The following is a 23,039-nucleotide window of genomic DNA, read 5'->3' on the forward strand; positions in this document are numbered from 1 at the left end:
CGGCCCCCGTTCGTGCTCGACGCGTCGAGGCCGTCTCCTGGGGCACGGGAGCCCTCGTCCCTCGGGGAGGAGTGCTCGGGTGCGCGGCGGTCGCGGGCGGTGCCGGACCGGGCGCGGGTTCTAGTCGTCGCTCTCGGCGGCGCTCGCGGTGTCCGCGGACCCGGCGGACTTCTTGGTGGCGCGGCGCTTCTTGACGGGGCGCGAGTAGTCGGCGAGCGGCTCGAAGCGGGCCTCGTGCTCCTTGAAGCAGTCGGCGCAGGCGTCGACCTCGCGGACGGTGCCCTCCCAGGCGAACTGGATGACCTCAGTCGCCTCGACCTTCTCCTCGCGGACGGCGTGGGGATCGCAGTACTTGCGCGTGAAGACCTCGGTGACCACGGCGGGGATTTCCCTTCGGTATCGCGTGAACAGTGCAGGACCCCCTGATCATACACCTGTACGAACGAAACGACCGGATGTTCACCGGGTTCGCCGTGCAAGGGTTCGGGGTCGCCCCGAAGCCTAGCGAAGACCGGGGACCGTTGCGGCCCGACGGCTCGCGGGCGTACCGGCCGAACAGGTCCTTCCCGGCCTCCCGACGGCCCCGTGATCCGGGTCGCGCGGTGCGCGCCGATTTCACACCGACTGTTGCCGTCACTTCTTCTTCGTCCGTTCCCGGAGTGGGCGGCGTCGTTTTTCTCCAGCCGATTTGTGTATTTGGCGAACACGGTCCGGGAGCCGTGGCTAGGGTGTTCCCCGTACCGCCCGGAAACGGGGGGAGGGCCCGCGGTGCGGTGCGGGGGCGCGCGCCCCCGCCGCGGCGGGCGCGCCGAGCGGTACGGGGTCCGCGGGGGAGCGGTGCCCGGAAGAAGGTGAATTCAGGGGGAGGGCCGTGGTCGATTACATGGAGGGCGCCTACAGAAGGCGCGTGCCGGAGCCGGAGTCCGGTCCCCGGCCGTCCCCGGGCAGGTCGGCGGCCGCGCGGCGGCGCGCCCAGGCCGATATCGCACACGCCTGCGAACGCGTGTCCGTCGATCCGGACTTCGTGAAACTACGAAGGAGATTCGCGGTTCGGGCGGGCCTGCTGGTCGCCGCCTTCTTCGGCAGTTACATGTCCTATCTGCTGCTGTCGGCTTTCGCACGCGATTTCATGAGTGTGCAGATCGTCGATTCCGTCAATGTCGCCCTGCTCATGGGAATAGGACAGTTCCTGGTCACCTTCGTGCTCGCCTGGGCGTTCGGCCGTTCCTCCGCGCGGTCGATCGACCCCCTGGCCGAGCAGGTCCGGTCCCGGGCCGCCGAGGGCGCCGGCCCGCGGCCCGGAGCCGGCGGAACGGCGGTGGACCGATGACCGTGGCCGCCGCGACGGGCGTGATCGGCGCCGCCACGGGGGGCGGCGCCGCCCACGTCCTCGCCGCGTCCACCGCACTGGAGGGCCGGTTCGGCGTCGCGCACGCCTGGACCATCGGCCTGTGCGCCCTGTTCGTCCTGGTCACCCTGGCGATCACCATCCGGGCCCGGCGCACCACCCGGGGCGCCGTCGACTTCTACGCGGGCGGGCGCGGCTTCTCCAGCACCCAGAACGGGCTGGCGCTGACCGGCGACTACCTGTCCGCGGCCTCGTTCCTGGGCATCGCCGGAATGATCGCCCTCCAGGGCTACGACGGGTTCCTGTACTCCATCGGCTTCCTGGTGGCGTGGCTGCTGGTGCTGCCGATGGCCCAGCTGATGCGCAACACCGGCCGCTTCACCATGGCCGACCTGCCCGCGTTCCGGATGCGCCGGATGCGGGTGCGGCTGGCCTGCACGGTCTCCACCGTCACCGTGTGCGTGTTCTACCTGGTGGCCCAGATGGTCGGCGCCGGAGCGCTGGTGTCGGTCCTGCTCGGGCTGCACGACGGCGGCACCTTCCTGGGCGTGGACGCCGCCCAGGCCCGCACCGTGGCGATCGTGCTGGTCGGCGTGCTGATGATCGTCTACGTCATGTACGGCGGGATGAAGGCCGCCACCTGGCTGCAGATCATCAAGGCGGTCGTCCTGCTGGGCGCCACCGGCCTGCTCACCGTGCTGGTCCTGGCGATGTTCTCGTTCGACCCGCGCGCCCTGCTCGGCGCGGCCGCGGACGCCGGCGGCCACGGGACGGCGTTCCTGGAGCCGGGACTGCGCCTGGGGGTGGACGTACCGGGGGACGCCGCGGCCACGCTGTTCAACAAGCTCGACCTGATCAGCCTGGGTCTGGCCCTGGTGCTGGGCACGGTCGCCCTGCCGCACATCCTCATCCGCTTCTACACGGTGCCCGACGGGCGCTCGGCGCGCGCCTCGGTCAACCGCACCATCGTCATGGTCGGGGCCTTCTACCTGATGACGCTCGCCCTGGGTTTCGGAGCCGCCGCGCTGGTGGGCTCCGAGCGCATCCTGGCGATGGACCCCTCCGGCAACAGCGCGGTGCCGATGCTCGCCGAGGAGCTGGGCCGGCTCACCGCCGGGCCGGTCGGCGCCGCGGTGCTGCTCGCGCTGATCTCGGCGGTGGCGCTGGCCACCATCCTGGCGGTCATCGCCAGCCTCACCCTCGCCTCGTCCTCCTCCATCGCCCACGACCTGTTCGGGCACATCCTCATGTGGGGTCGCCCGCGCGAGTCGCAGGAGGTGGCGGTGGCCCGGTTCTCCGCCTGCCTGATCGGCGCGGTGGCCATCGTGCTGGCCGTACAGGCCCAGGGGCAGAACGTGGCGTTCCTGGTGGGCCTGGCCTTCGCCATCGCGGCCGCGGCCAACCTGCCGGTCATCGTGCTCACCATGTTCTGGCGCCGGTTCAACACCAGGGGCGTCGAGTGGGGCATCTACGGCGGGCTGTCGGCGACGCTGCTGCTCATGCTGTTCTCCCCGGTGATGTCGGGCAGGACCGACCCGGTCACCGGAGAGAACCTGTCGGTGCTGCCGGCCTGGATCGACATCGGCTTCTTCCCCATGGAGAACCCGGCGCTGCTGGCGGTGCCCGTCGGCTTCGCCTGCGCGGTGGTGGGCAGCCTGCTCTCGCCCGAGCGCAACAGCGCCCGGTTCACCGAGCTGCGGGTGCGCTCCCTCACCGGCTGGGGCGCCGACCAGGACTGAGAGCCGACGCTCCGGGCGGCGGGATCAGCCGCCCCGCCGGGCCTGCGACATGATCCGGGCCAGCTCGGCCAGCAGGTCCGGGATCTCCGGGGCCGAGCGCACCGCTGCGTCCCAGGCCCGGGCGGCCTGCTCCAGCCGGTCGGCCACGGTCGGCTCGCCGCCGCCCTCCTTCCGCAGGCGGGCGTCCCGCCTGCGGAAGGAGGTCCGGGTGGCCCACAGGGCCGCCGCCACGAACGGCTTGTACAGGCCCCGGCCGCGCACGTCCAGGACGGCCTCCACCGACCAGCGGCCCTGCGGGGTGAGCACGGGCGTCGCCCACCCCTCCACCCGGACCATGGCGTGGGTGGCGGTCAGGTGCACCGGCGGCACCGGTCCGTTGTGCAGCGCCGCGTACCAGGCGTCCAGGTCCAGGTGCAGGACGGCCGAGGCCGAACGCAGCCGGGCGCCCCGGCCGGGCAGCCGCATCTCCAGGGTCCAGTCCAGGGTTCCGGCCGCCCCGTCGTGGGACACCGACCCCCAGGTCACCGGTGCGTCGCCGGTTCCGACCGTGTCGGGCATGGCGTACTCCACGGCGGCCCGGCCCCAGGGATCCCAGGAGGTGACGGTGACGCCGGTGCTGCTCCACCCCTTGGACTCGTCGTCGCCGGGTTCGATGGGGACCCCGTCGGGGGAGAGCTCGGCGACCAGGTAGTGGGCGCGCTCCTGGAGGTGGCGGCCGGTCTGGAGCTGGAGCCCCAGCCGGGAGGCGAGGATCTCGAGCACCTCCCGCCGCTCGGGGTCGGGCGAGCCCTCACGCAGCTCGGTGACGGCCGCCTCCCGCTCGGCCAGCCGTCCGGCCCGCTCCCGCACGTCGATCAGTCCGAGTTCGCCCGCGCGCGCGACGAGCGGAGCCAGGGCCTCCTCGTCGGGCGGCAGCAGCCAGCCGCGGCCGTCGAACCGGCAGGCCGCGGCCACCTCGTACAGGCCCGCGACGATCCGGTCCACGGTCTCCCGGTCGGCGGGGGCGAGGTCGAACGTGTGGCGCAGGCGGGTCACGGCGTCTCCGGGGTCGGTGCGGCAGCGCGGCGTCCACCAGCGTACGGGTTCGACCGTCACCGCCGGTCGGCAGAATGGTCCGTATGAGCGTCTATGTGGTGTTGCTGCGGGGGATCAACGTCGGCAGGAGCAACCGGATCGCGATGGCCGACCTCCGGAGCCTGCTCGCGGACCTGGGGTACCGGGACGTCGCCACCCACCTGCAGAGCGGCAACGCCGTGGTGACCTCGGGCGAGGAGGGGCCGGAGGCGCTCGCGGCGGCGGTGTCGGCGGGGCTGCGCGAGCGGTTCGGAGCGCAGGTGCCGGTGCTGGCGCGCACAGCCGGGGAATTCGCGGCGGCGGTGGCGGCCAACCCGCTGGAGGTCGGCGACGCCTCCCGCTTCCTCGTCCTGTTCTGCTCCGGGACGCTGGACACCGCTGCGCTGTCCGGCCTGGACCCGGCGGAGTACCCGCGCGAGCGCATCGCGGTGACCGCGACCGAGGCCTACACCGCGCACGAGGAGGGCCTGCGCTTCGCACGGCTCCCCGACGTGGTGGCCCGGCACACCGACGGGTTCGTCACCGGGCGCAACTGGCGGACGGTGCTGAGGCTCGCGGACATGGCCGGGGTCTGACCCCTGGCCGGAACACTCGTCCGGGAGGGAACATCCGTCCGAGAGAAGTCCACGGCGCGAACCTCGAAGGGACGGTGGTGCCGGTGCCGAGACGATGGACCGTGATCCTGCGAGACCAGGCCGACACGGCGCGCCCGATCCGCCCCGAGGACTGCCACGGGCTGCTCAACCGGTGGTGGCCGCACCCCCCCGAAGAACACGCGATGGCCAAGCGGTGGGCGATGAACGGCTGGCCCGCCCCGCTCGGCGACCGGCTGTACCACTGGACGCTGACCTGGCTGGACGACGCGGTGCCGCCGCCCCTGCCCCCGGAGGAGGCGGTGGGCCGGACCCAGCGGATCGGCGACCACCTGCTCGAGCCCCTCTCGGTGACACCGACCTTCGACCGCGGTTACGGCGAACTCCTGGCCGGACCGCAGGGGCCGGTGCCGGTGCGTTCGGCCGAGCTGCGCAGCCGCACCCCCGTGGTCACCGCGACCCGGGACGCCGCGGGTGAGCGGATCCCGCACGTGTGGCCGGGCCCGCGCCGGATCTTCGGCGCCGTGCACCGCTCCGGCGGCGGGATCGTCGGCGGCAGCGGGGCGATGGGCGCGGTCGCCCGGTTCGCGCCGCCCGCCCTGGCCGGCCCCTGGCTGGAGTCGGCGTTCGAGGGCCTGGACCTGGTGCGCCGCCTTCCGGTGCCCGGCGAGGAGGTGCGGCTGGCCGAGCACCACCAGGCCGAGGGGCGCACGGTCCTGGGCTGGCAGGGTGCGCTGCGCCTGGAGCTGGTCGGCGGGGACCGCAGGCACGCCGAGGTCTTCACCGCGCTGCTCGAACTGGTGGAGCTGACCGGGGTGGGCAAGTACACCGCGCAGGGCTTCGGGTCGGTGCTGGTGGACACGGTGACCAGGGACGCCGCGGCCGCCGGGGCCGCGGCCCAGCGGATCCGCCGCGCTCCCCCGGGCCTGCCCGCGCGGTCCGGGCCGCTCCCGCGCGAGACACCGGCGGCCCTGGCCGGGCCGGAGGAGTTCGACGGACTGCTCTTCGACTGACGGGGGCTGCCGCGCCGGAGGGGTCCGTCGGGGGCCGGCGACGGGCGGGTCCGGAGGCGGGGCGGCCGTCCGTTCACGCGCGCGGGGTCGGGGGCGCGGGGCCGACCGTCGTCACCGCCGGGATGCGGCGGGATGCGTCGCCTTACGGATCCCGGCGGGGTGGGGCCGGGGAGCCGGGGCGGAACGGCTCGGGTCGGAGCGTTCCGGGGCGTTCGGCGACGGCGCCCGGTTCAGCGGGAGCGGCGCTCGGCGGCCCGCTCGCGCAGGGAGCGGGCGAGGTCGCGCAGGTGCGGTACCAGCTCCTGCGGGGTGAGCGCCGCCGACGCAAAAAAACCGGTCTGCGCCGGAGGCGTCCTTTGAGGGTGGTGGTGGGTGACGGGCGGGCCGGTCTGCGCCGGAGGTGTCCTTTGGGGGTGGTGGTGGGTGACGGGCGGGCCGGTCTGCGCCGGAGGCGTCCTTTGGGGGTGGTGGTGGGTGACGGGCGGGCCGGTCTGCGCCGGAGGTGTCCTTTGGGGGTGGTGGTGGGTGACGGGCGGGCCGGTCTGCGCCGGAGGTGTCCTTTGGGGGTGGTGGTGGGTGACGGGCGGGACGCCCGGTCCGGGTTCGTGCGGGGCGACCGTCTCGGGTGTGTGCGTGGACACCGGGGAACCTCCGTGCCGTGGGCGGTTCGTGCATGGAACCCTCTCGGACAGGCACGGAGAGTGACGAGTCCGTGCCGTTCCAGGGGTGGCCGGTTCGGGCCGACCCGCTCCCCCCGGGTATGCTCCGATCCCTTCCGGCTGGTAAGGGTTGTGGCCCGTGGCCGTCGGTGGGGCCCACCGTCCGAGAGTGGTGGACGGGGCCCCGCCCCCACGGGCCCACGCCCTGTCCACGCCCTGCCCCGCGACGAGGAGTCTCGACACGGTGACCTCCGCCTCCGAGCAGCACCGGTCCGCCGTCGGCGTGCCCGGCGCGCCGCCGGCGCGCGGTGTGCTGGTCGGCGTGGACCTGCGCGGTATCCAGGCGTACGTCTACAGCGGGCGGCGGATCCTGGACGCGGTGGGCCGGGCCGCGCTGGTCGCGGAGCTCACCGACACCTCCGACCCGGTGCGGGGGATCGCCGCCCTGGTCCCGGACGACTGCACGGTGCTGCGCGACGCGGGCGGGGCGCTCACCGTGGTGCTGCCCGACGCCGCGGCGGCCCGGCACTTCACCGCCCTCTACACCCGGCTGCTGCGCGAGCGCGCGGGAGACCTCACCCCGGTGGTGGCGCACGTCCCCTACGGCCCGCCTGATCCCGCGGAGGAGCCGGCGCGGGCCCGCGACGTGGACGAGGCGCTGGCGCTGCTGCCGGACCGGCTGCGCAGGGCGCGCGGCCACATGTCCACCCTGCACGACCCCGCCCACGGGTACGGGATCACCGCGGTGTGCGCCGTGGGCGGAGGCCCGGCCGAGGTGCTCGACCCCAGCCGAGACCAGGACGACCGTCCCGGTGTCCCCGAACGGGTGAGCGCCGATGTGGCGCGGGCCCGGGGGATCGGCCGCCGCTGGCACCGGGCGCACAGCGCCGCCTGGGGTTCCGGCGCCGCCACCGCCACCGGTTCGCCGCGGCTGGCGCTGCCGATGGAGGTGGACCGGCTGGGCCGGGAACCGGGCGGTGTCAGCCGGATCGCGGTGGTGCACCTGGACGTCAACGGGCTCGGGGCGATCCTGGGCGAGTACCGGGAGCGGGCGGGCGACCGGCGCGTGCCCGGCTCCGGCGCCCTGGCGCAGCGACGGCTGTCGCAGCGCATCGAGGACCTGACCGGGGCCCTGGCGCGGGTGCTGGTGCGGGCGGTGGCGGCGACGGTGCGCGCCGACCCGGGCCGGGAGCCGGTCATCCCGGGCGGGACGCGCTCGATCACCCTGGACCACGAGCCCCCGGGGACGGTCCGGCTCCCGGTGCGGCCGATCGTGGTGGCCGGGGACGACCTCACCGTCCTGTGCGACGCGCGGCTGGCCCTGCCCCTGGTCCGGTACGCCCTGGAGTGGCTGGACGCGGACCCGGAGGGGGTGGGCGATCCGGCCGACCCCCGCGCGGCCCTGCACGGCGCGCTGGCCGCCGCGCACGGCGACCGGCCCGGCGGCGGCCGCACCGTGGCGGGCCCGGGAGGGCAGGCGTACACCACGTTCGTGCCGACCGTGGGGGTGGGCGTCGCGGTACAGCCGGTGGGCGCCCCCCTGTCGCTGGGCCACGAGCTGTGCGAGGCGATGTGCCGCACCGCCAAGCGGCACCGGGTGGCGGCGGTGGAGGGCGGTTCCCCCGACGAGCACGTGGTGGCGTGGACGACCCGGGTGGACGGGGTGGACCGGGTGCTCGCGCGGTGGGAGGCGGCCCGGCGCGGCCGGGTGCCGCGCACCGGCCTGCCGCTGACCGGCACCGGGTTCACCGGCTTCCTGGACCGGTACCTGGACCCGGAGGCGCCGGGGAGCCTGACCGCCGAGGGCGACGCACGGCGGCGGGGCTGGCTGATCTCGTCCCTGGTGCCGCTGCTGGAGTCGGGTGCCGACCCGGCCCCGGAGATCACCCGGCGGGCCCGGGTCACCGGGGGCCCGGTGGACCTGCCCCGGGACTGGACGCCCGCGGGCCTGCTCGACGCCGTCGAGATGATGGACCTGTACCTGGACCCGGGGCTGTCCCGCGCCCTGGACCCCCGACTCTCGGCGGCCCGCGGCGGTCCCGGGGGTGGTCCCCGGTGAGCGCACCCGACCGCATCGTCGTGCGGCTGGCCTCGCCCGCCCTGTTCGTGGGGGCCAGCGCCGACGGGACCGGTGCCGACACCGACGTGGTCACCGACGACCACGGGCTGCCCTACCTGCCGCGCCACCGGCTGGCGGCGCGGCTGCGCGCGGGCGCGCAGCGGGCCCTGGCGGTCTCCCCGGGCCTGGAGGGCACGGTGGGCGAGGTGTTCGGCCGCGGCCGCTCGCACGGCCCCGACCGCATGCTGCGGGTGGGGCACGCCGTCGCCGGGGAGGCGGTGCGCACGGCGGTCGCCCGGGCGCTGGCGGGCCGGTCGGAGTCGGCGCGGGCGGTGCTCCGGCGCGCGGTCACCGATGCCCACACCGTGCTGGAGACGGGGATCGAGGTGGGCCCGCACGGGGCCGCCGAACCCGGGCGGCTGCGCACCCACAGGGCGCTGCTGCCCGGACTGGTCCTGACCTCGGCGCTGACCTGGGCGCAGGAACCGGGGCCCGAGCACTGGCGGCTGCTGGCCCGCGCCTGCCTGGCCACCACCGGGATCGGACTCAAGGGCACGCGGGGCCGGGGCCGGGTCGACGTACGCCTGGCCGGAACGCCGGACGGGGACCCGGACGCGCTGACCCTGCGGCTGGCGGCCCCGCCCGCACGGGTGGCGCGGTGAACGGGGTGAGCGGCTACCTGCCGCTGCGCTACGTCCTGGCGGACACCCTGGTGGTGCGCACCTCCTTCGACCCGCTGCGCATCGACTCCGAGCACGTCATCGGCGGCCGGGCCCAGCGCGGGATGCTCGCCGCGGCCCTGCGCCGGGCCGGACTGGACCGGGAGGAGCGGGAGTGGGTGGCCGACGGCGGCCGTGTCCGGTTCGCCGCCGCCCACCCCAGGCTGGAGCCGGGGGCCGACCCCGACCTGCCGGACCTGGACCGGGCCCGGACGGCCTACCCCCCGCCCGCGCACCTGTACACCCTGGGCAAGAACAGCGACACGATGGCGGACGTCTTCGCCGGCCCCGACCCGTCCGTGCCCTACCGGGCGGTGCGCGACCCCATCACCCTGGACCGGTCGCTGCGGGCGCGGGTGCGCACCACCACCGAGCGCTACCTGGGGCGGGCGCGCGGCGGGGACCCCGACCGGGGGGTGCCGTTCTTCACCACGGCCCTGGACTCGGGCCAGGTCTTCGAGGCGCGCTGGCAGCTGCTGGCCGACGACCCCGCCGGGCTCGCGGAGCTGGCCGGGCGGATCGTCGAGGTGCTGGACGCCGCACGGGGGACCCTCACCCTGGGGTCGGGCGGCACCCGGGCCCACGGCGGGGTGCGCGTGGCCCCGGTCGATCCGCACACCCCGGTGTCCCCGGACCGTGCCGACCCGGCGGGGCGGCGCGCCTGGGCGGCGGGTGAGCCCGTCGACCTGCTGCTGCTGTCCCCCGCGCTGGTGGTGGGCGCCCACGGCCAGTACGCCCCCGGCGCCCTGGTCGGGGAGGTCCTGGCGCTCCTGGGACGGCACCTGCCCGGGGCCGGTGCCCGGGTGGTCGCCTCCCACGTGGAGTCGACCGTGGTCGGCGCCTACCACCGCGGCTACCACGGGCCGATGGCCCAGCGGCGGGCCGCCGCACCGGGGGCGGTGGTACGGCTGCGGCTGGACCGCGACCTGCCCGCCGACCTGGTCCGCAGGATCGAGGCCGAGCCGCTGGGCGACCGCTCGGTCGACGGCCACGGCCAGTTCGTGCTGCTGGACCCGCCCCCGCCGGGTCCGCTGCCGCCCGCCGTCGAGACGGTGCCCCTGGTGGGCGGGTCCGCCGGGACGGTCGCCCTGCCCGGCGGGGGCACCGTCCCCGCACGCGGGCCCCTGGACTGGGACGACCCGGGCCTGGCCGCCCTGTACGACGAACTGCTGTGGAACGCCGCCGCGGGTCCCGTCCGCGACCACGCCCGGATGCTGGCCCGCCGGTCCGCCCGCCGCCTGGAACCCCTCACCCCCAGCCTGGTGGGGCGGCTGCGGGAGGCGGTCACCCACCCGCACCACGACGAGGACACCGCCCTGGACGTGCTGGCGGGGGTCGTCACCGGCGGCCCCTCCGGCGGCGGCGCGCCCAAGAGCCTGCACGAACGGGCCGTGCGGGCGCTGGCCCGGGCCCGGGTGGTACCGCCCGGCGGCCCCCCGGTCCCGGTGCGCGGATGGCTGTCCGGGGTCGGCGGGGGAGCGGCCGCGGTCGACTGGTGGGAGGCCAACCGCCCCCGGCACGCCCACAGCCCCGCCTACGCGGCGGCGATCGCCGCCGTGGACCTCTCCCTGGCCGACGGGCTGCCGCCGCGGGACGACCCGGCCGGCCTCTCGGAACGGGCCCGGGACTGGGAGCGCCGGACGGCCTCCCGGCTGTGCCTGGCACTGGTCTCCTCGTGGCTGGCCGAGACCGCCCGGGTGCTGCGCACCCGCGACGCGGCGCACACGCAGGGGGGACGCCGGTGAACGCCGTCGCACCCGGGGTGCTGTGGGAGGTCGCCGGACGCTGGTGCCTGCTTTCCGACACCCATGTCGGCGCCGCCCAGGCGGTGCCCCGGCACGCCGCCCAGAGCGATGTGGACCTGCGCCTGGACCGGGACCCGCGCACCGGCACGCCCCGGCTGCGCGCCACCACCCTGGCCGGGCTGCTGCGGCACGCCCTGGCCCGGCGGGTGGGCGACCCCGGGCGGGTCGGCGAGCTGTTCGGCGCCGCCGAGGACGGGGGAGCGGCACCGCGCGACAGCGCGCTGGAGGCCGACGACGCGTTCGCCCGCCTCCCCGAGGGCTTCGGGGTGGCGGTGCGCACCGGGACCCGGGTGGACCCCGCCGCCGGGACGGTCCGGCCGGGCCTGCTGTGGCAGTGGGAGGTGCTCCCGGCGGGCACGGTGTTCGTCGTCCACCTGCGGCTGCGGGTACCCGCACCGGCCGACGAGGCCCGGCTGCTGACCCTGCTGGCGCTGGCCGCCGAGGGGATCGGCGGGCCCGGCGCCCGGCTGGGCGGGCGCACCGGCCGCGGGCACGGGGCGGTGCGCGCCACGCACTGGGCCGCCCGGCGCCTGGACCTGGGGGACGAGCACGACTGGTTCGCCCACCACGGAGTGTCCTGGCGGGAGCGGTGGCGGGCGGGCGAGGACGCCCTGGCCGACGCACCCGCCGACCTGGCGGACGCGCTGGGCCGGGAACTGCGCGCCGCGGGCCGCACCGGGACGGCCGCCCACGTGGCGGCGCGCGCCGCCGTCCCCGACCGCCGCCGGCGGGCCGAGCTGCGCCTGACCCTGGCGGTGGCCGAGCGCGAGGACCCGCTGTCGGCACCGCCGGGGGACCTGCGGCCCGGCCTGCTCTCGGTCGGGGACACGCCGGCCGGCGACCGGCTCGGCGAGGTGGACCGGGCCCACCGGTCGCGCCCCGTGGTCGACGAACCGGACAAGGGCGAGGTGCGTGTCGCGCCGGTACTCGGCGACACCGCCCTGTTCGCACTGGTGAAGCGGATCGCGGCGCGGACGCTGCGGGACGCCGCCCCGGCGCCGGGCGGTCCGGGGCCGTGGGACTGGTTCGACCACTGGTGGGGCGCCGACACCCCGGGGAGGGGCGCTCCGCCCCGCCCCTCCCGGGTTCGGCTGCGCGAGGTGCCGGTGATCACCGGCGGGGCGGTGGTGACCGCCACCCGGATGACCGTGGACCCCCTGTTCGGGGACGCGGTGGACGGCCACCTGTTCACCGACGACCTCCAGTGCGGGGGGACCGCCGAGGCGGTGTTCGACATCGAGGACCCCGACGACGCGGTCCTCGGCCTGTGCGCGCTCGTGGTCCGCGACCTGGCGACGGTGCCCTTCGACACCCTGGGGTCCGGGTCTGGGGTGGGCCACGGCCGGGTGAGCGCGGTCGGCGCGGAACTGGTGGCCCACGGCGGGGGCCCGCCGCGGCGGGTCGACCTGGTCGCGGCGGTGTTCTCGCCCGGCGGTCCGGACGCGGCCGCCGTCCGGGAGTGGGTGGCGGCCCTGCGCCCCCTGCTCTCCGGCGGCCCCGGGACGGGGGGCGGTACGCCCCGGAGGGAAGGAGGAGGACCGTGACCGAGGGTTTCGAGCCGGCGGGGGTGGCCGTGCGCCGTCTGGACGCCGCGGAGATCGACGCGGTCTTCGACGACGTCTTCGTGCGCGGCACCCGGTGCCGCCTGCTCGACACCGGCCCGCCCGGCCCGCCCGATCCGGGCGGTGCCGCGGGCGCCCCCCAGTGGCTGCTGGCCGAGCTCGGCGACGGCCGCGTCACCGGCGCCTGTCCGCGGGAGCGCTGGTACCGCTCGGACGGGTCCGACACCGCCGACCTGTCGGCGCGGCCGCCGGTCACCGCCGCCGACCGGGTGCGCGTCCTGGAGGTCCTGGTGTTCGCCGCCCACGCCCAGATCCGGATCGGCGAGGGCGCCCGCTCCGGGTGGATCAGCGCCGACGCCCCCGGCGAGGTGTCCCCCTGGCTGCGCCCGCGCGACCGCTCCTTCCTGCTCCAGGGCTGGACCGGGCCCGGGCACGGGCGCTCCCCGGGCGAGGGGGTGCCGCTGACCGTGACCGCCGAACCCTCCGGGGCGCGGGCGGTCCTGCCGGTGGTCTGGGCCGACTTCTCCGCGCGGGTGCGCCGCACCCGGGGCGGCGGCGCGGTCGTGGAGGGGACGGGAAGCTGGCTCACCGTTCGCGAGTACTGGGCACAGGACCCCGGGACCGGGACCGTGGGGGTGGCCTTCCACCGGCTGACCGGGGTGTGCACCGGACCCAAGCCCACCGGCCCGGTGTTCGACCCGGGCACCGGCGACGAACCCGCCGGGGGGCCGCCGTGGTGAACCCCCGCGACGTGGCGTCCCGGCTGGGCGGCGCCGCGCGCCCCCGCCCCGCCGGGCCGAAGGCGCCCGAGCGCGCCACCGCCCCCTACGGTGCCGTCCGCATGGCCGCGGAACCGATGCCCGCCGCCGACCTGCACGGCGGTCACGACACCGGCGACCTGCTGCGCAGCCACGACCGCACGGTGCGCGGCACCTATTCGGGGTGGATCGACCTGACGCTGACCACCCTCACCCCGACCTTCGTGGGCCGGACCCCGGACCGGGGCGGGGTGAACCGGTCCCTGCGGCTGCCGCACGGGGAGGTCCCGCTGCCGGTGCTGCCGGGGTCGGGGCTGCGCGGCCTGGTGCGCAACACCCTGCGCATGCTCACCAGCGGGGAGACGGGCCCGGTCAACACGCCGATGCTGTTCTTCCGGGCACCGGTGCGCATCGACCCCGCCTCGGCCGACAGCGCCCTGTCACCCCGGGTCCGCTCGGTGATGGCGCTGCGCCACTCCCAGTACCGCAGGCGGCGGTCGGGGGCGCGCACCCGGCAGGGCTTCCTGTTCCACGAGCGCTCCCGGAACCGCTGGTACATCACCGAGGTTCCCGCCGCCCGCCCCGGAGGGGAGAGCGGCCAGGCGCTGAAGGTGCCGTTCGCGGTGCTGCGGGAGAGCATGAAGCGGTGGGACTTCGGGGTGGACGACTTCCCCGACACCCCCCGGGGCACCCTCTACGTGCCCACCGCCCACGAGCAGCACGGCCGGTTGCAGTACCGCTGGGTGTTCGCGGTGCGCCTGCCGGGGGAGCGGCGCGTCTCCGCGGTCGCACCGACCGAGGAGGAGGCCCGCGCCCACCTGGCCGAGCACCGCTTCGACACCCGCGACCTGGGCCGGGGCGGGGTGGTCCAGGCGCTCGTGGTGCTCACCGGCGCGGCCGGGGGCGAGCGCCGCAACGCCTACCTGTTCCCCCGGCCGCCGGACCTGCGCACCGGTCGGCTGCGCGTCCCCGACTCCCTGGTGGAGATGTTCGAGTCGGCCGAGCAGATCACCGGGTACCAGCGGGCCGCGTTCCCCGACGGACTCGGCACCGGGGAGGGCGACCCCGAACGCGAGCAGGTCGCCGGCGCCGGGGGCGGCGGGCTGCCCCGCCGGGGCCTGGAACCGGTCTGGTTCGACGTGGACTCCAAGGGGTCGGTGGTGTCCTTCGGCCGCTCGGGCGGCTACCGGATCGCGGTCAGCGACGACGACCCCGTCCGCAGGGCGGTTCCGGAGGCGCTGCTGAGCCCCCAGCACGGGGACGCCGACCGGGCCGAACGGGCGGGCCGCCCGGTGGACGTGTGCCGCGCCCTGTTCGGGGACGTGGACACCTTCGCGGGCGAGGCGCCCGCCTCCAAGGGGCGGGTGTTCTTCGGCGGTGCGGTGTGCACCGACCCCGAACCCGACTACCCCGACGGGGCGGCGCTTCGCGTGCGGCTGCTCTCCCCCCAGCGCGGGTGCTTCGCCAACTACCTGCTCCAGGGCCCGGACGCGGCCCGGGGCGGCCGTCCGGACATCATCACCTGGGCGCACGAGGGGCAGGTGCGGCTCAACGGCTACAAGGCCTACCTGCACCGCCACCGCGACGAGCTGGGCTCTCCGGTGCGCTACGACGCCCGGGCCCGCGAGGACCTGGACCTGGAGGTACTGGAAGCGGGCGGCGACCACGGGCCGCCCCCCGACACGCGCCGGGACATCGTCCCGCTGCGCGACGGCCTGGTGTTCCGGTCGCGGATCACCTTCACGAACCTCACCCGGGGGGAACTGGGCGCCCTGATGCGGGCCCTGCTGCTGGACAACCCCGTGGACGGCGGCGACGCGGCCGGCCCGGAGTACGCGCACAAGATCGGTATGGGCAAGTCGCTGGGCATGGGCAGCGTCCACCTGCGGCCGCGGCTGTACCTGGTGGACCGGCGGGCCCGGGCGCTGTCGCCGGACCCGGCGGCCGGGGTGGAGCGCGCGGACGCCGGGCGGGTACGGGAGTTCCTGGATTCCTTCGACGGGGCGCTGACGGCACGCCGGCTCCCCGGGAGCGCGGACCCGTCCCGGTGGCGGGAGACGGACCAGGCGGTGGACGTGCTGCTGGCCGCGCGCTGGCGCCACCGGCTGCCCTGGGAGGACACCGCCGTGATGCCGCTGCGCGCGTTCGCCGAGTACCCGGTCCTGCCGCCGTTGGTCGACCGCTACGCGGCGGCCGGGCTGCTCACCCGGCGATGACCTCGGTCAGCGCGTCGATGAGGTCGGCCCGCCGGTCCGGGTCGTCCTGGGCGGCCGCCCAGCGGACGGGTACACCCCGGCCCTCCTCCAGGATCGCGCACAGCAGGGCGTCCAGGGTGCCCTGGGGGTCGGCCTCCAGGGCGGCCCGCCGCTCCTGTGCACGGGCGGACAGCTCCAGGGCGGTCCGCTCCAGCCACATCTTCTCCTCCTCGCTGAGCACCTCGCGACGCTCGGAATCGTCCGCGGCCGCGAGCACGGGGGCGTCCGGCACGGGGGCGTAGGGGGCGCTGCGGGCCCGGCCCCGGGCCTGTTGGACCAGGGCGAAGTGCGTGGGCATGTCCACCGCCATTCGGCCCAGGACCCCCGTGAGCCGGCGGGCGACGTCCTCGCCGTTCAGGGCGGGGAGCAGACGGCGCAGCAGCAGGCGGCGCCGCTGGTCGGGGGTGCGGCCGGGGTCGGCGTCGCGGCCGGCGGCCAGCTCGGCGAGCTTGCGCAGGAGGTAGTCGCCGGTGGCGGTGGAGACCATCGGGGCCTCCCTGTTCCCGCCCAGGCCGCGGCCGTACAGGTCGGCGACGGGCACCGCGCTGCCGTCCTCGGTGAAGGAGACGGCCTCGCCGGGCGCGATGTCCTCGGGCAGGTCGGCCGCGGGGTTGCCCCAGCCCGCGGTGAGCACGAGCATGGCCAGCGCCTCCTGCTCGACGACGTCCGTGGCCACCCGGGCGACGTCGCGACGCTGGGCCCAGCGGCGGGGGCGCTCGGAGAACGCGCAGCGCACCCCGCCGTCGGCGGTCGGCTGCGGGTAGACGTGGCGCAGGTTCTTGTAGGAGCGGTCCCGGCGCACGTCGTCCAGGGCGTCGCGGAGCCGGTGCGCGGCGGTCCGGTCGACCGCCCCCCCGACGGGCGCGGCGCGGCCCATGCGCACGGCGATGACACCGTCGGGATCGCCGCCGTGCTCCGGGCACGGGCAGTGCTCGGCGCACAGGTCGACGTAGTCGCCGAACTGCTCGGAGTGGCCCGAGCAGCCCTGCGCGGTTCCGTCCGCGGAGCAGGGTCCGCATCCCAGGACGCGCGTGAAGACGCGCAGGAAGGCGGCGGAGCCGAACAGCTCCCAGGCGGAGCAGTGGTGCGTGCTCACGAACTCTTCTCCCCGGGTGTTCCGGGGCCGGGTCGCTTCCCCAGCCCTCCGGAGAAGCGTGTGCGAGTACGTGAGCCTTCGGTCGGCACTCCCGAGTCAACGGGAGACCGTATAACAAACTATGACCGACGCGACTGAACTGTCAATTCTCGGCCATGGTCCCGAAGCCATATAAATCCTTTGAGGCGACTATCAAGCAGACATTGAAAACAATGGTCACTGCGGTAACAGGGAAATCGACGGGATGTCGCTTCCGGTCCCGGGCCGCCGCTGTCCGAGAGACTGCGATGAGACCCCGGAAGGGGGCGGGTGCGGCCGCGGGGGGCGCGCCGCGAGAGAGGAACGGAGGTCGCCGGATGCCGGTGGTCAACCTGACGCCGCATGTGGTGACAGTCGTGGACGACGAGGCGAAGGTCATCGGCACCTGGCCCGGCGCGGACGAACCCGCCAGGGTCGAGGCCGAGCGGGTGCCCATGGGACACCTGGACGACTCCACCTGCCCGGGCCCGGTGCCCCTGATCGCCGAACGGCGCACCAGGGCCAACCTCCCCGAGCCCGAGCCGGGGGTGTGGCTCATCGTCTCGTCCGTGGTCGGCTTCGCCCACCCCGAGCGCGACGACCTGCTCATCCCCTCCGACCTGGTCAGGGACAACAGGGGCGTGGTCACCGCCTGCCGGTCGTTCGTGGTCAGCGGGCGGCGGCCGCAGAAGTCGCCCAAGAGGAAAGGGGTCGACCGACTCGACGGAACGACGAAACGGGCGTGACCGGTCCGAACCGCCACCTTCGCCCGCGGGATAGCGTTGTCCCCCACGAAACGAACAACGCCCCCGTGTGGAAAAGGACGCCGTGGACACTCCCCGCGTCGCCGTCGTGCTGGTCGGCCGCAACCCCACCCCGGCCCTGCTGTCCTCGCTCACCCTGCCGGCCGACCGGATCGTCCTGCTGTGCAGCGACGGCACCCGCTCCCCGGCCGAACGCGTGGCCGGAGCCCTGGCCGGGCTGGCCCCCGACCGCACCGTGCGGGTGGAGGGGGTGGGGCCCGACCCGCACGACCCGGCCGGGGTCGCCGCCGCGCTGGAACGCGTCCACCGCGACCACGGCGCCGCCCCCGGCCACCTCGACTACACCGGTGGCACCAAGGTCATGAGCGTGGCCGCCGCCCTGTACCGGGACCGCCGCGCCCCCGACCCGGAGGGCGCGGCGCCCCGCTGCCACTACCTCGACCCCGCCACCGACCTGCTGCGCCCGGTCGACCCCGCCGAGCCGCCGCTGCCGGTCGCCGACGCCGGGATCGACCTGGGCGTGCTCGCCGGGATCCACGGCGCCCGCTGGCTCTCCGACCGGGACCCGGACACCGTGCGCGCCGCCCTGCGGGGCGGAGCCCGCGCCCTGCGCGAGGCCTTCCCGGGCCTGCACCCCACCGAGGTGCGCGGGGTCGTCGGCGAGGCCGACGTCCTGCGCCACCTGCGGCGCATCACCCGGGGCCGGGACGGGGCCGAGGTGCTGGGGCCGCGCCGGGTCTCCGACCCGGGGCACCCCGCCGACTCCATCGCCGACTTCGACGCCCTGGTCCGCTTCCGGCACCGGGTGCTGTGCGTGGAGGTCAAGAGCGGCCCGGAGGAGGTGGTGTCCCGCGCCGGGTGGACCGTCGCCAAGGCCAGGCGGGTGTTCGGCAACGTGGCCAAGGTCCTGTTCGTGCACACCGGCCCCGCCGCGCCCGGGCTGCGCGAGCGCGTCGCCGCGCACAACCCGGCCCTGAACTCCTCGCAGGTGCAGGTGTGGAGCCTGGACGACCTGCGCGCCCGCCTGACCGACGGCGAGGCGCTGCGCAAGGCGTTCTTCCCCGGGCAGGCGCCGGCACCGGACAGCGCACGGTCAGGGGCGCCGCCCGGCGCCGGACCGGGGGCACGGCCCCGGGCCCGGACCGCGGTACCGGTCCCGCCGCCCGCCCCTGTCTGCGCGGTGACGGCCGCCCCGGCGGCCCCCATCCTGGTCACCGCACTGGGCAGCAGCCGCCTGGGCCTGCTGTCGGCCGTGCACGCACACCGGCCCGAACGGGCGCTGCTGCTCTCCTCCCGCCAGGGGATGCGCGCGGGCGTGCGCGAAGCGGCGGCCCGCGCCCTGTACGCCGCCGAGCACCCCGGCGCCCCGCTTCCCGACGCCGAGGGGCTGCGCGCCTCGGGGCACCGCGACCGCGTCCGGTTCGCCGCCGACCCGGTGGACGGCTCCGACGCCGGAGCGGTCGCCGAGGCCGCGCACGCCTGGATCGGGAGGGAGCGCGTCGAGGACCCCGGGCGGCCCGTGGTCGTGGACGTCACCACCGGGACCAAGGCGATGAGCCTGGGCCTGGCCCTGGCCGCCCGCCGCTCCGGTGCGTGCGTCGCCTGCCAGGTGGTGCGCGACCGGAAGGTGGTGTGCATGACCCACGGCGGTGCCGCCGCCCAGGAGCGGGCGGTGGTGGCCTGGTCCCTGGTCCTGGACGGGTACGCCCCGCTGGCCGGGCCCCTGGCCGACGCGGTGTGCCCGCAGGGTGCCGCGCAGGTGGACGTGCCCCTGGTCGCGGCCGCCGCCGGGCACCTGGTCCGCGCGGCGAGCGGCCCGGTGGGGATGTGGGTCGACCGGTCCCTGGCCGACCCGGCGACCGCCGGCACCGCCCGGGAGCGCCCGGCGCTGGTGCTCACCTTCGACGACCGGGCCCTGGGCCTGGCCGCCCCCTCCTGGACCAGGCCCGTCCGCTCGGGCGCGGTCCGCAGGGTGAGCCGGGGGGCCTGGGCGCAGAGCGTCTCCGCCGCCACCGGTCACCTCAACCTGCGCTGCGACGTGGCCGGGAAGGTGATGGCGCTGACCCGGCCGGGCGGGGACGTGGGGCGCGCGGCCGAGCTGGTCGCCTGGATCATCCAGGAGGAGCCGGGCGGGTCGGCCGGAGAGGGCGCCGGGGAGGACGGCCCGGGATGGGGCTTCGGCGAACCGCAGCGGCCGGTGCTCGTGGTGGCCGACCCCGGCGCGCCGCCCGCCGTGTGGGACACCGACGTCAGCAGGCTCTGAGACCGGGGCACCGGGTCGTGTCCTCCCCGGTCCCGGGGCCCTGAACGGAGCCCTGTCGATGGTGCGGTCGGTGCGTGCGCGGTCGGCGGCGGCGCCGGAAGGGTCGAGCTGCCCGGAGGTCCGAGCCGGCGCGGGAGGCGGAGATGGAGGGGACCCCGCCGTGCGGCCGCTCCGCGCGACGGGGTCCCCCGGACCGGGGAGAGGGGCGGTCGGGGGAGGCCTCGGCGCCGGGGCCGTCCACCGGGCCTGCGGTCGGGGGCGGTCGGCTCCCCCGGGACCGGGACGAACGGCACCGGCGGCCGCGCCCGCGGCACCCGGACGGCGGTCCGGGCCGCCGCCGTGACGGCCGGAACGCACCCCCACGGACAGGGGAGCGCGCCGCCCCGGCCGCTGGAGCAGGGCCGCCCCGGAGCGCCCGCGCCCGGGACGGCGCGGGCCGCGGCGACCGACGCCGCCGACCCCAGGGCGATGCGCACCAGCGCGTTCAGTGCCAGGGCCGCCACCTCGGCCGCGTCCGGCAGCGGTGCCGCGACCGGGTCCACCGACCACAGCCCGCTCAGCAGCACGCAGACCCCGTGGACGGCGGCCGGCAGCGGGACGGACCGCCGCGGCGCCCGGCCGCGCGGCGCCGGGACCCCGCACACCGGCAGGGCCTGCGCCCAGCCGTCGACGGAGGCGACGGACGGGTCCGCGGTCGGGGCCGCGGAGTCCGGGCCGCCCCAGGGCAGCCGGGCCAGGGAGGAGAGCAGCTGCAGGGGGTCCGCGGCCACGCCGCACAGCAGCGGGGAAAGGACGGCCCCGGGCCGGTCCCCGGTGCGCTCCGGCCGGACCGCGGTCCGCCGCGGGTTCCGCGTGTTCGCGCGCATGACGGTGTCGCCCCCCGTCGGGAGAAGGCTGTGGGAGTCGCCGGGGAGAGCCCCCGGCCCCATCGACTGTGACCCCAGTCTCACACCCGCCACCGACGATCCAGGGGCCGTCCGGTGGGAATCCGGGAGGTGAAAGCAGGAAATCCCAAGTGCGGGAACGCTAATGTCCGAGAAGGACGAACGTCCTTCCAGATCTCCGTCCCACAGCATCCCGGAGCGCCGATGACCACGCCCTCCACCGGTCTCCTCCCCCTCCTGGAGGGGGACCCCTACCGCTTGGGCCCCTACCGCCTGGCGGGCCGGCTCGGAGCGGGCGGCACGGGCACCGTCTACGCGGCCCTGACCCCCGACGGCGCGAGGATCGCGGTCAAGGCGCTGCACCGCCACCACACCGCCGACCCCGAATTCAGGGACCGGTTCACCCGCGAGGTGGACCTGCTCACCCGGGTCCGCTCCGCCTGCGCCGTCCGCGTCCTGGCCGCCGACACCACCGGGGCCCGCCCCTGGCTGGCCACCGAGTACGTCCCCGGCCCCACCCTGCGCGAGCACGTGGCCGTCCGCGGCCCCCTCTGCGGCGACACCCTGACGGCCCTGGCCGCCGGGACCGCGGAGGCGCTGCACTCCATCCACTCCGCCGGAATCGTCCACCGCGACCTCGGACCCGACAACGTGGTGCTGTCCCCGGACGGGCCGCGCGTACTGGACTTCGGCATCGCCCGCGCCCCGGACGAGACGGCGCTCACCCGTACCGGCGGTGTCGTGGGCACCCCCGGCTGGCTGGCCCCCGAGCAGTACGACGGGGCGGTGCCCGCGCCCGCCGCCGACATGTTCTCCTGGGGCGCCCTGATCGCCTACGCCGCCACCGGCCGCGAACCGTTCGGCACCGGGCCGGTCGACACCCTGGTCCACCGCACCCGCCGGGAGGCCCCCGATCTGGAGGGGGTGCCGCCGCGGCTGCTGCCGCTGGTCCGCGGCGCCCTGGACCGCAGCCCCGGGGTCCGGCCCACCGCCGCCCAGGTGATGACGGCCCTGCTGCGCGGACCGGGGGCGGCCGGCGGGGGAGGGGCCGGCGGCGATGCGGGGCACGAACGGGAGACCCTCGCGCGGCTGCTGGCCACCGGTTGGCGGATCGACGCCCCCGTCGATCCCGCTCCCTGGGTGCCGTCCCGGCGCAGAAGGCGCACCTGGCCCCTGGTGGGTGCGGGGCTGGCGGTCCTGGTGCTCGTCGCCGGGCTGCTCACCGCGATCGTCCCCCCGCTGCGCCAGGCCACCTGGGGCGCTCCGGCCGCCACGGCCCCGCCGGACGCCGGGGTGCGGGAAGAGGGGGCCGGGGGCGCGGCGGAGCCGGTCCCGTGCGAGCCGGACGGGGAGCGGACGGCGGCCCAGGAGGCGGTGGCGACCTGGCGGCCGTTCGACCCCGGCGCCGTCCCGGCCGAGCAGTACGAGGCGCTGCTGGAGGCGGCCGACGACCCCGACTCGCTGTTCGCCTCCGACGCGAGCGCCGGGGTGCGGCCGTTCGTCGTCCCCCTGGACCACGACACCGCCGACTTCGGCCTGGGCGGGGCGGTCGACGGGTTCCCGGTGGCCACCGTGTGCTGGTCCTCGGTCGAGGCCGTCGCCGAGGGGATCGAGGTCACGGCGCGGTTCACCTACCACCCGGACCTGGGCTCCTACACGGTGCACGCCGAGGACTTCATGTCCCTGGCTCCGCTGGACCCGGCCACCGACCCCGAGGGGCGGGACAAGGCCGTCGTGCACGGCGGGGTCAACGAGGACTGGAGCGGGCCGGTCACCCCGGTGGCGACCCTGGACCCGGAGAACCCGGTCCGGGAGGTCACCGTGCTCCTGCCCGGCGCGCCCGAGCGCGGCGGCATCGCCTACCGGCCCTCGGCGCTGTTCGGGATGCTGGTGCACGACGTCGGCGGCCACTGCTACGACGTGGACGGCACCACCGCCTGGCGGGACGACGTCAACCAGGGCAACGAGGGGTTCGCGCTGTCGGACCGCCGGCCCGGACAGAGCACGCTCACCGACTGTCCCGCCTGACGGCCCCGCCGGACCGGCCCGCCACCGGGCCCTCCGGGGCCCGGTGGCGGCGGTGCCCGTGGCGGAACCGGCCGATCCGGCGCTGGAAGGACCGGACGCGCCGGTGGTGCACGGTGACGGCCCGGTGGCGCCGTACGCCAGCAGGGCGGGGGTGTTCGGCCTGGTCGTCGCCGGTGCCGAGGCGGACGCCGACGGCGCCCGGGTCACCGGCACGGCCCGCCACCACCTCGACGAGGGCGGCCGCGGGCTGCGACCGCACCGTTCACCCCGGTGTTCCCGGGTGCGGGGCTTCCGGCGGCGTCGGCACCGGAGGCCGCCGCCGGAGGGATCGACGGGGCGATGCTCCGCCCCACCGCCGAGAGTGCGCCGCGAGCCGACGTGTTCGACCGCCGGCCCGGAGGG

General features: G+C 76.7%; 17 protein-coding genes. 13 read left to right on the forward strand and 4 right to left on the reverse strand.

All coding sequences use genetic code 11. From position 1 onward, the window contains the following. Positions 1-120: 120 nt before the first annotated feature. Complete coding sequence (locus ACSUPR_RS25535; protein WP_436887246.1) at positions 121-378, reverse strand: hypothetical protein; 258 nt, start codon at positions 376-378, stop codon at positions 121-123. Positions 379-871: 493 nt separating this feature from the next. Between ACSUPR_RS25535 and ACSUPR_RS25540 the strand changes: the two genes are divergently transcribed. Further along, complete coding sequence (locus tag ACSUPR_RS25540) at positions 872-1,330, forward strand: DUF485 domain-containing protein (RefSeq protein ID WP_436887247.1); 459 nt, start codon at positions 872-874, stop codon at positions 1,328-1,330. Next, the gene (locus tag ACSUPR_RS25545) at positions 1,327-3,087 is read left to right on the forward strand and encodes a solute symporter family protein (protein WP_436887248.1); all 1,761 of its coding nucleotides are present in this window, start codon (positions 1,327-1,329) and stop codon (positions 3,085-3,087) included. The genes ACSUPR_RS25540 and ACSUPR_RS25545 overlap by 4 nt, the downstream gene beginning before the upstream one ends. A gap of 24 nt (positions 3,088-3,111) precedes the next feature. Here ACSUPR_RS25545 and ACSUPR_RS25550 read toward each other — a convergent pair whose 3' ends face one another. Next, positions 3,112-4,182 carry a hypothetical protein gene (locus ACSUPR_RS25550; protein WP_436887249.1) on the reverse strand — a complete coding sequence of 357 codons (1,071 nt, stop codon included), beginning with the start codon at positions 4,180-4,182 and terminating at the stop codon, positions 3,112-3,114. A 23-nt stretch (positions 4,183-4,205) separates the two neighbouring features. Between ACSUPR_RS25550 and ACSUPR_RS25555 the strand changes: the two genes are divergently transcribed. The 8 genes from ACSUPR_RS25555 to ACSUPR_RS25590 all read left to right on the forward strand — a co-directional run bounded on the left by ACSUPR_RS25555 (position 4,206) and on the right by ACSUPR_RS25590 (position 15,545). Continuing rightward, positions 4,206-4,736: a DUF1697 domain-containing protein gene (locus ACSUPR_RS25555; RefSeq protein ID WP_436887250.1), complete on the forward strand. Its 531-nt coding sequence runs from the start codon at positions 4,206-4,208 to the stop codon at positions 4,734-4,736. A 74-nt stretch (positions 4,737-4,810) separates the two neighbouring features. Beyond that, complete coding sequence (gene cas6 / locus ACSUPR_RS25560; protein ID WP_436887251.1) at positions 4,811-5,767, forward strand: CRISPR system precrRNA processing endoribonuclease RAMP protein Cas6; 957 nt, start codon at positions 4,811-4,813, stop codon at positions 5,765-5,767. Positions 5,768-6,670: 903 nt separating this feature from the next. After that, entirely contained in the window at positions 6,671-8,485 is a 1,815-nt protein-coding gene (locus tag ACSUPR_RS25565) for a hypothetical protein (protein WP_436887252.1), read from the forward strand. Next, on the forward strand, positions 8,482-9,147 hold the full coding sequence (locus ACSUPR_RS25570; RefSeq protein ID WP_436887253.1) for a hypothetical protein: 666 nt from the start codon (positions 8,482-8,484) through the stop codon (positions 9,145-9,147). The genes ACSUPR_RS25565 and ACSUPR_RS25570 overlap by 4 nt, the downstream gene beginning before the upstream one ends. After that, entirely contained in the window at positions 9,144-10,949 is a 1,806-nt protein-coding gene (locus ACSUPR_RS25575; RefSeq protein ID WP_436887254.1) for a hypothetical protein, read from the forward strand. The genes ACSUPR_RS25570 and ACSUPR_RS25575 overlap by 4 nt, the downstream gene beginning before the upstream one ends. Beyond that, positions 10,946-12,553 (forward strand): RAMP superfamily CRISPR-associated protein, encoded by a 1,608-nt coding sequence (locus tag ACSUPR_RS25580; RefSeq protein WP_436887255.1) that lies wholly within the window; start codon positions 10,946-10,948, stop codon positions 12,551-12,553. The genes ACSUPR_RS25575 and ACSUPR_RS25580 overlap by 4 nt, the downstream gene beginning before the upstream one ends. Then, the gene (locus ACSUPR_RS25585) at positions 12,550-13,311 is read left to right on the forward strand and encodes a hypothetical protein (protein WP_436887256.1); all 762 of its coding nucleotides are present in this window, start codon (positions 12,550-12,552) and stop codon (positions 13,309-13,311) included. Before ACSUPR_RS25580 ends, ACSUPR_RS25585 begins: the two co-directional genes overlap by 4 nt. Beyond that, complete coding sequence (locus tag ACSUPR_RS25590) at positions 13,308-15,545, forward strand: TIGR03986 family type III CRISPR-associated RAMP protein (protein ID WP_436892150.1); 2,238 nt, start codon at positions 13,308-13,310, stop codon at positions 15,543-15,545. Before ACSUPR_RS25585 ends, ACSUPR_RS25590 begins: the two co-directional genes overlap by 4 nt. Here the strand turns inward: ACSUPR_RS25590 and ACSUPR_RS25595 are convergent. Continuing rightward, the gene (locus ACSUPR_RS25595; protein WP_436887257.1) at positions 15,532-16,680 is read right to left on the reverse strand and encodes a hypothetical protein; all 1,149 of its coding nucleotides are present in this window, start codon (positions 16,678-16,680) and stop codon (positions 15,532-15,534) included. The two genes, ACSUPR_RS25590 and ACSUPR_RS25595, sit on opposite strands and share 14 nt — an antisense overlap. A gap of 356 nt (positions 16,681-17,036) precedes the next feature. On the opposite strand from ACSUPR_RS25595, the gene ACSUPR_RS25600 reads away from it, so the two are divergent. The 3 genes from ACSUPR_RS25600 to ACSUPR_RS25610 all read left to right on the forward strand — a co-directional run bounded on the left by ACSUPR_RS25600 (position 17,037) and on the right by ACSUPR_RS25610 (position 22,637). Further along, positions 17,037-17,444 carry a hypothetical protein gene (locus tag ACSUPR_RS25600; protein ID WP_436887258.1) on the forward strand — a complete coding sequence of 136 codons (408 nt, stop codon included), beginning with the start codon at positions 17,037-17,039 and terminating at the stop codon, positions 17,442-17,444. Between the two features lie 82 nt (positions 17,445-17,526). After that, the gene (locus ACSUPR_RS25605; protein WP_436887259.1) at positions 17,527-19,725 is read left to right on the forward strand and encodes a CRISPR-associated protein; all 2,199 of its coding nucleotides are present in this window, start codon (positions 17,527-17,529) and stop codon (positions 19,723-19,725) included. 1,088 nt (positions 19,726-20,813) lie between these two features. After that, positions 20,814-22,637, forward strand: coding sequence for a serine/threonine-protein kinase (locus ACSUPR_RS25610; protein WP_436887260.1), 1,824 nt, complete (start codon positions 20,814-20,816; stop codon positions 22,635-22,637). On the opposite strand, the gene ACSUPR_RS25615 is transcribed toward ACSUPR_RS25610, so the two are convergent. Beyond that, positions 22,618-22,896: a hypothetical protein gene (locus tag ACSUPR_RS25615; protein WP_436887261.1), complete on the reverse strand. Its 279-nt coding sequence runs from the start codon at positions 22,894-22,896 to the stop codon at positions 22,618-22,620. The genes ACSUPR_RS25610 and ACSUPR_RS25615 overlap by 20 nt on opposite strands. Between the last annotated feature and the right edge of the window lie 143 nt (positions 22,897-23,039).

Origin of the sequence: Nocardiopsis dassonvillei, from assembly GCF_964273065.1 — a bacterium.
Classification (GTDB): domain Bacteria; phylum Actinomycetota; class Actinomycetes; order Streptosporangiales; family Streptosporangiaceae; genus Nocardiopsis; species Nocardiopsis dassonvillei_B.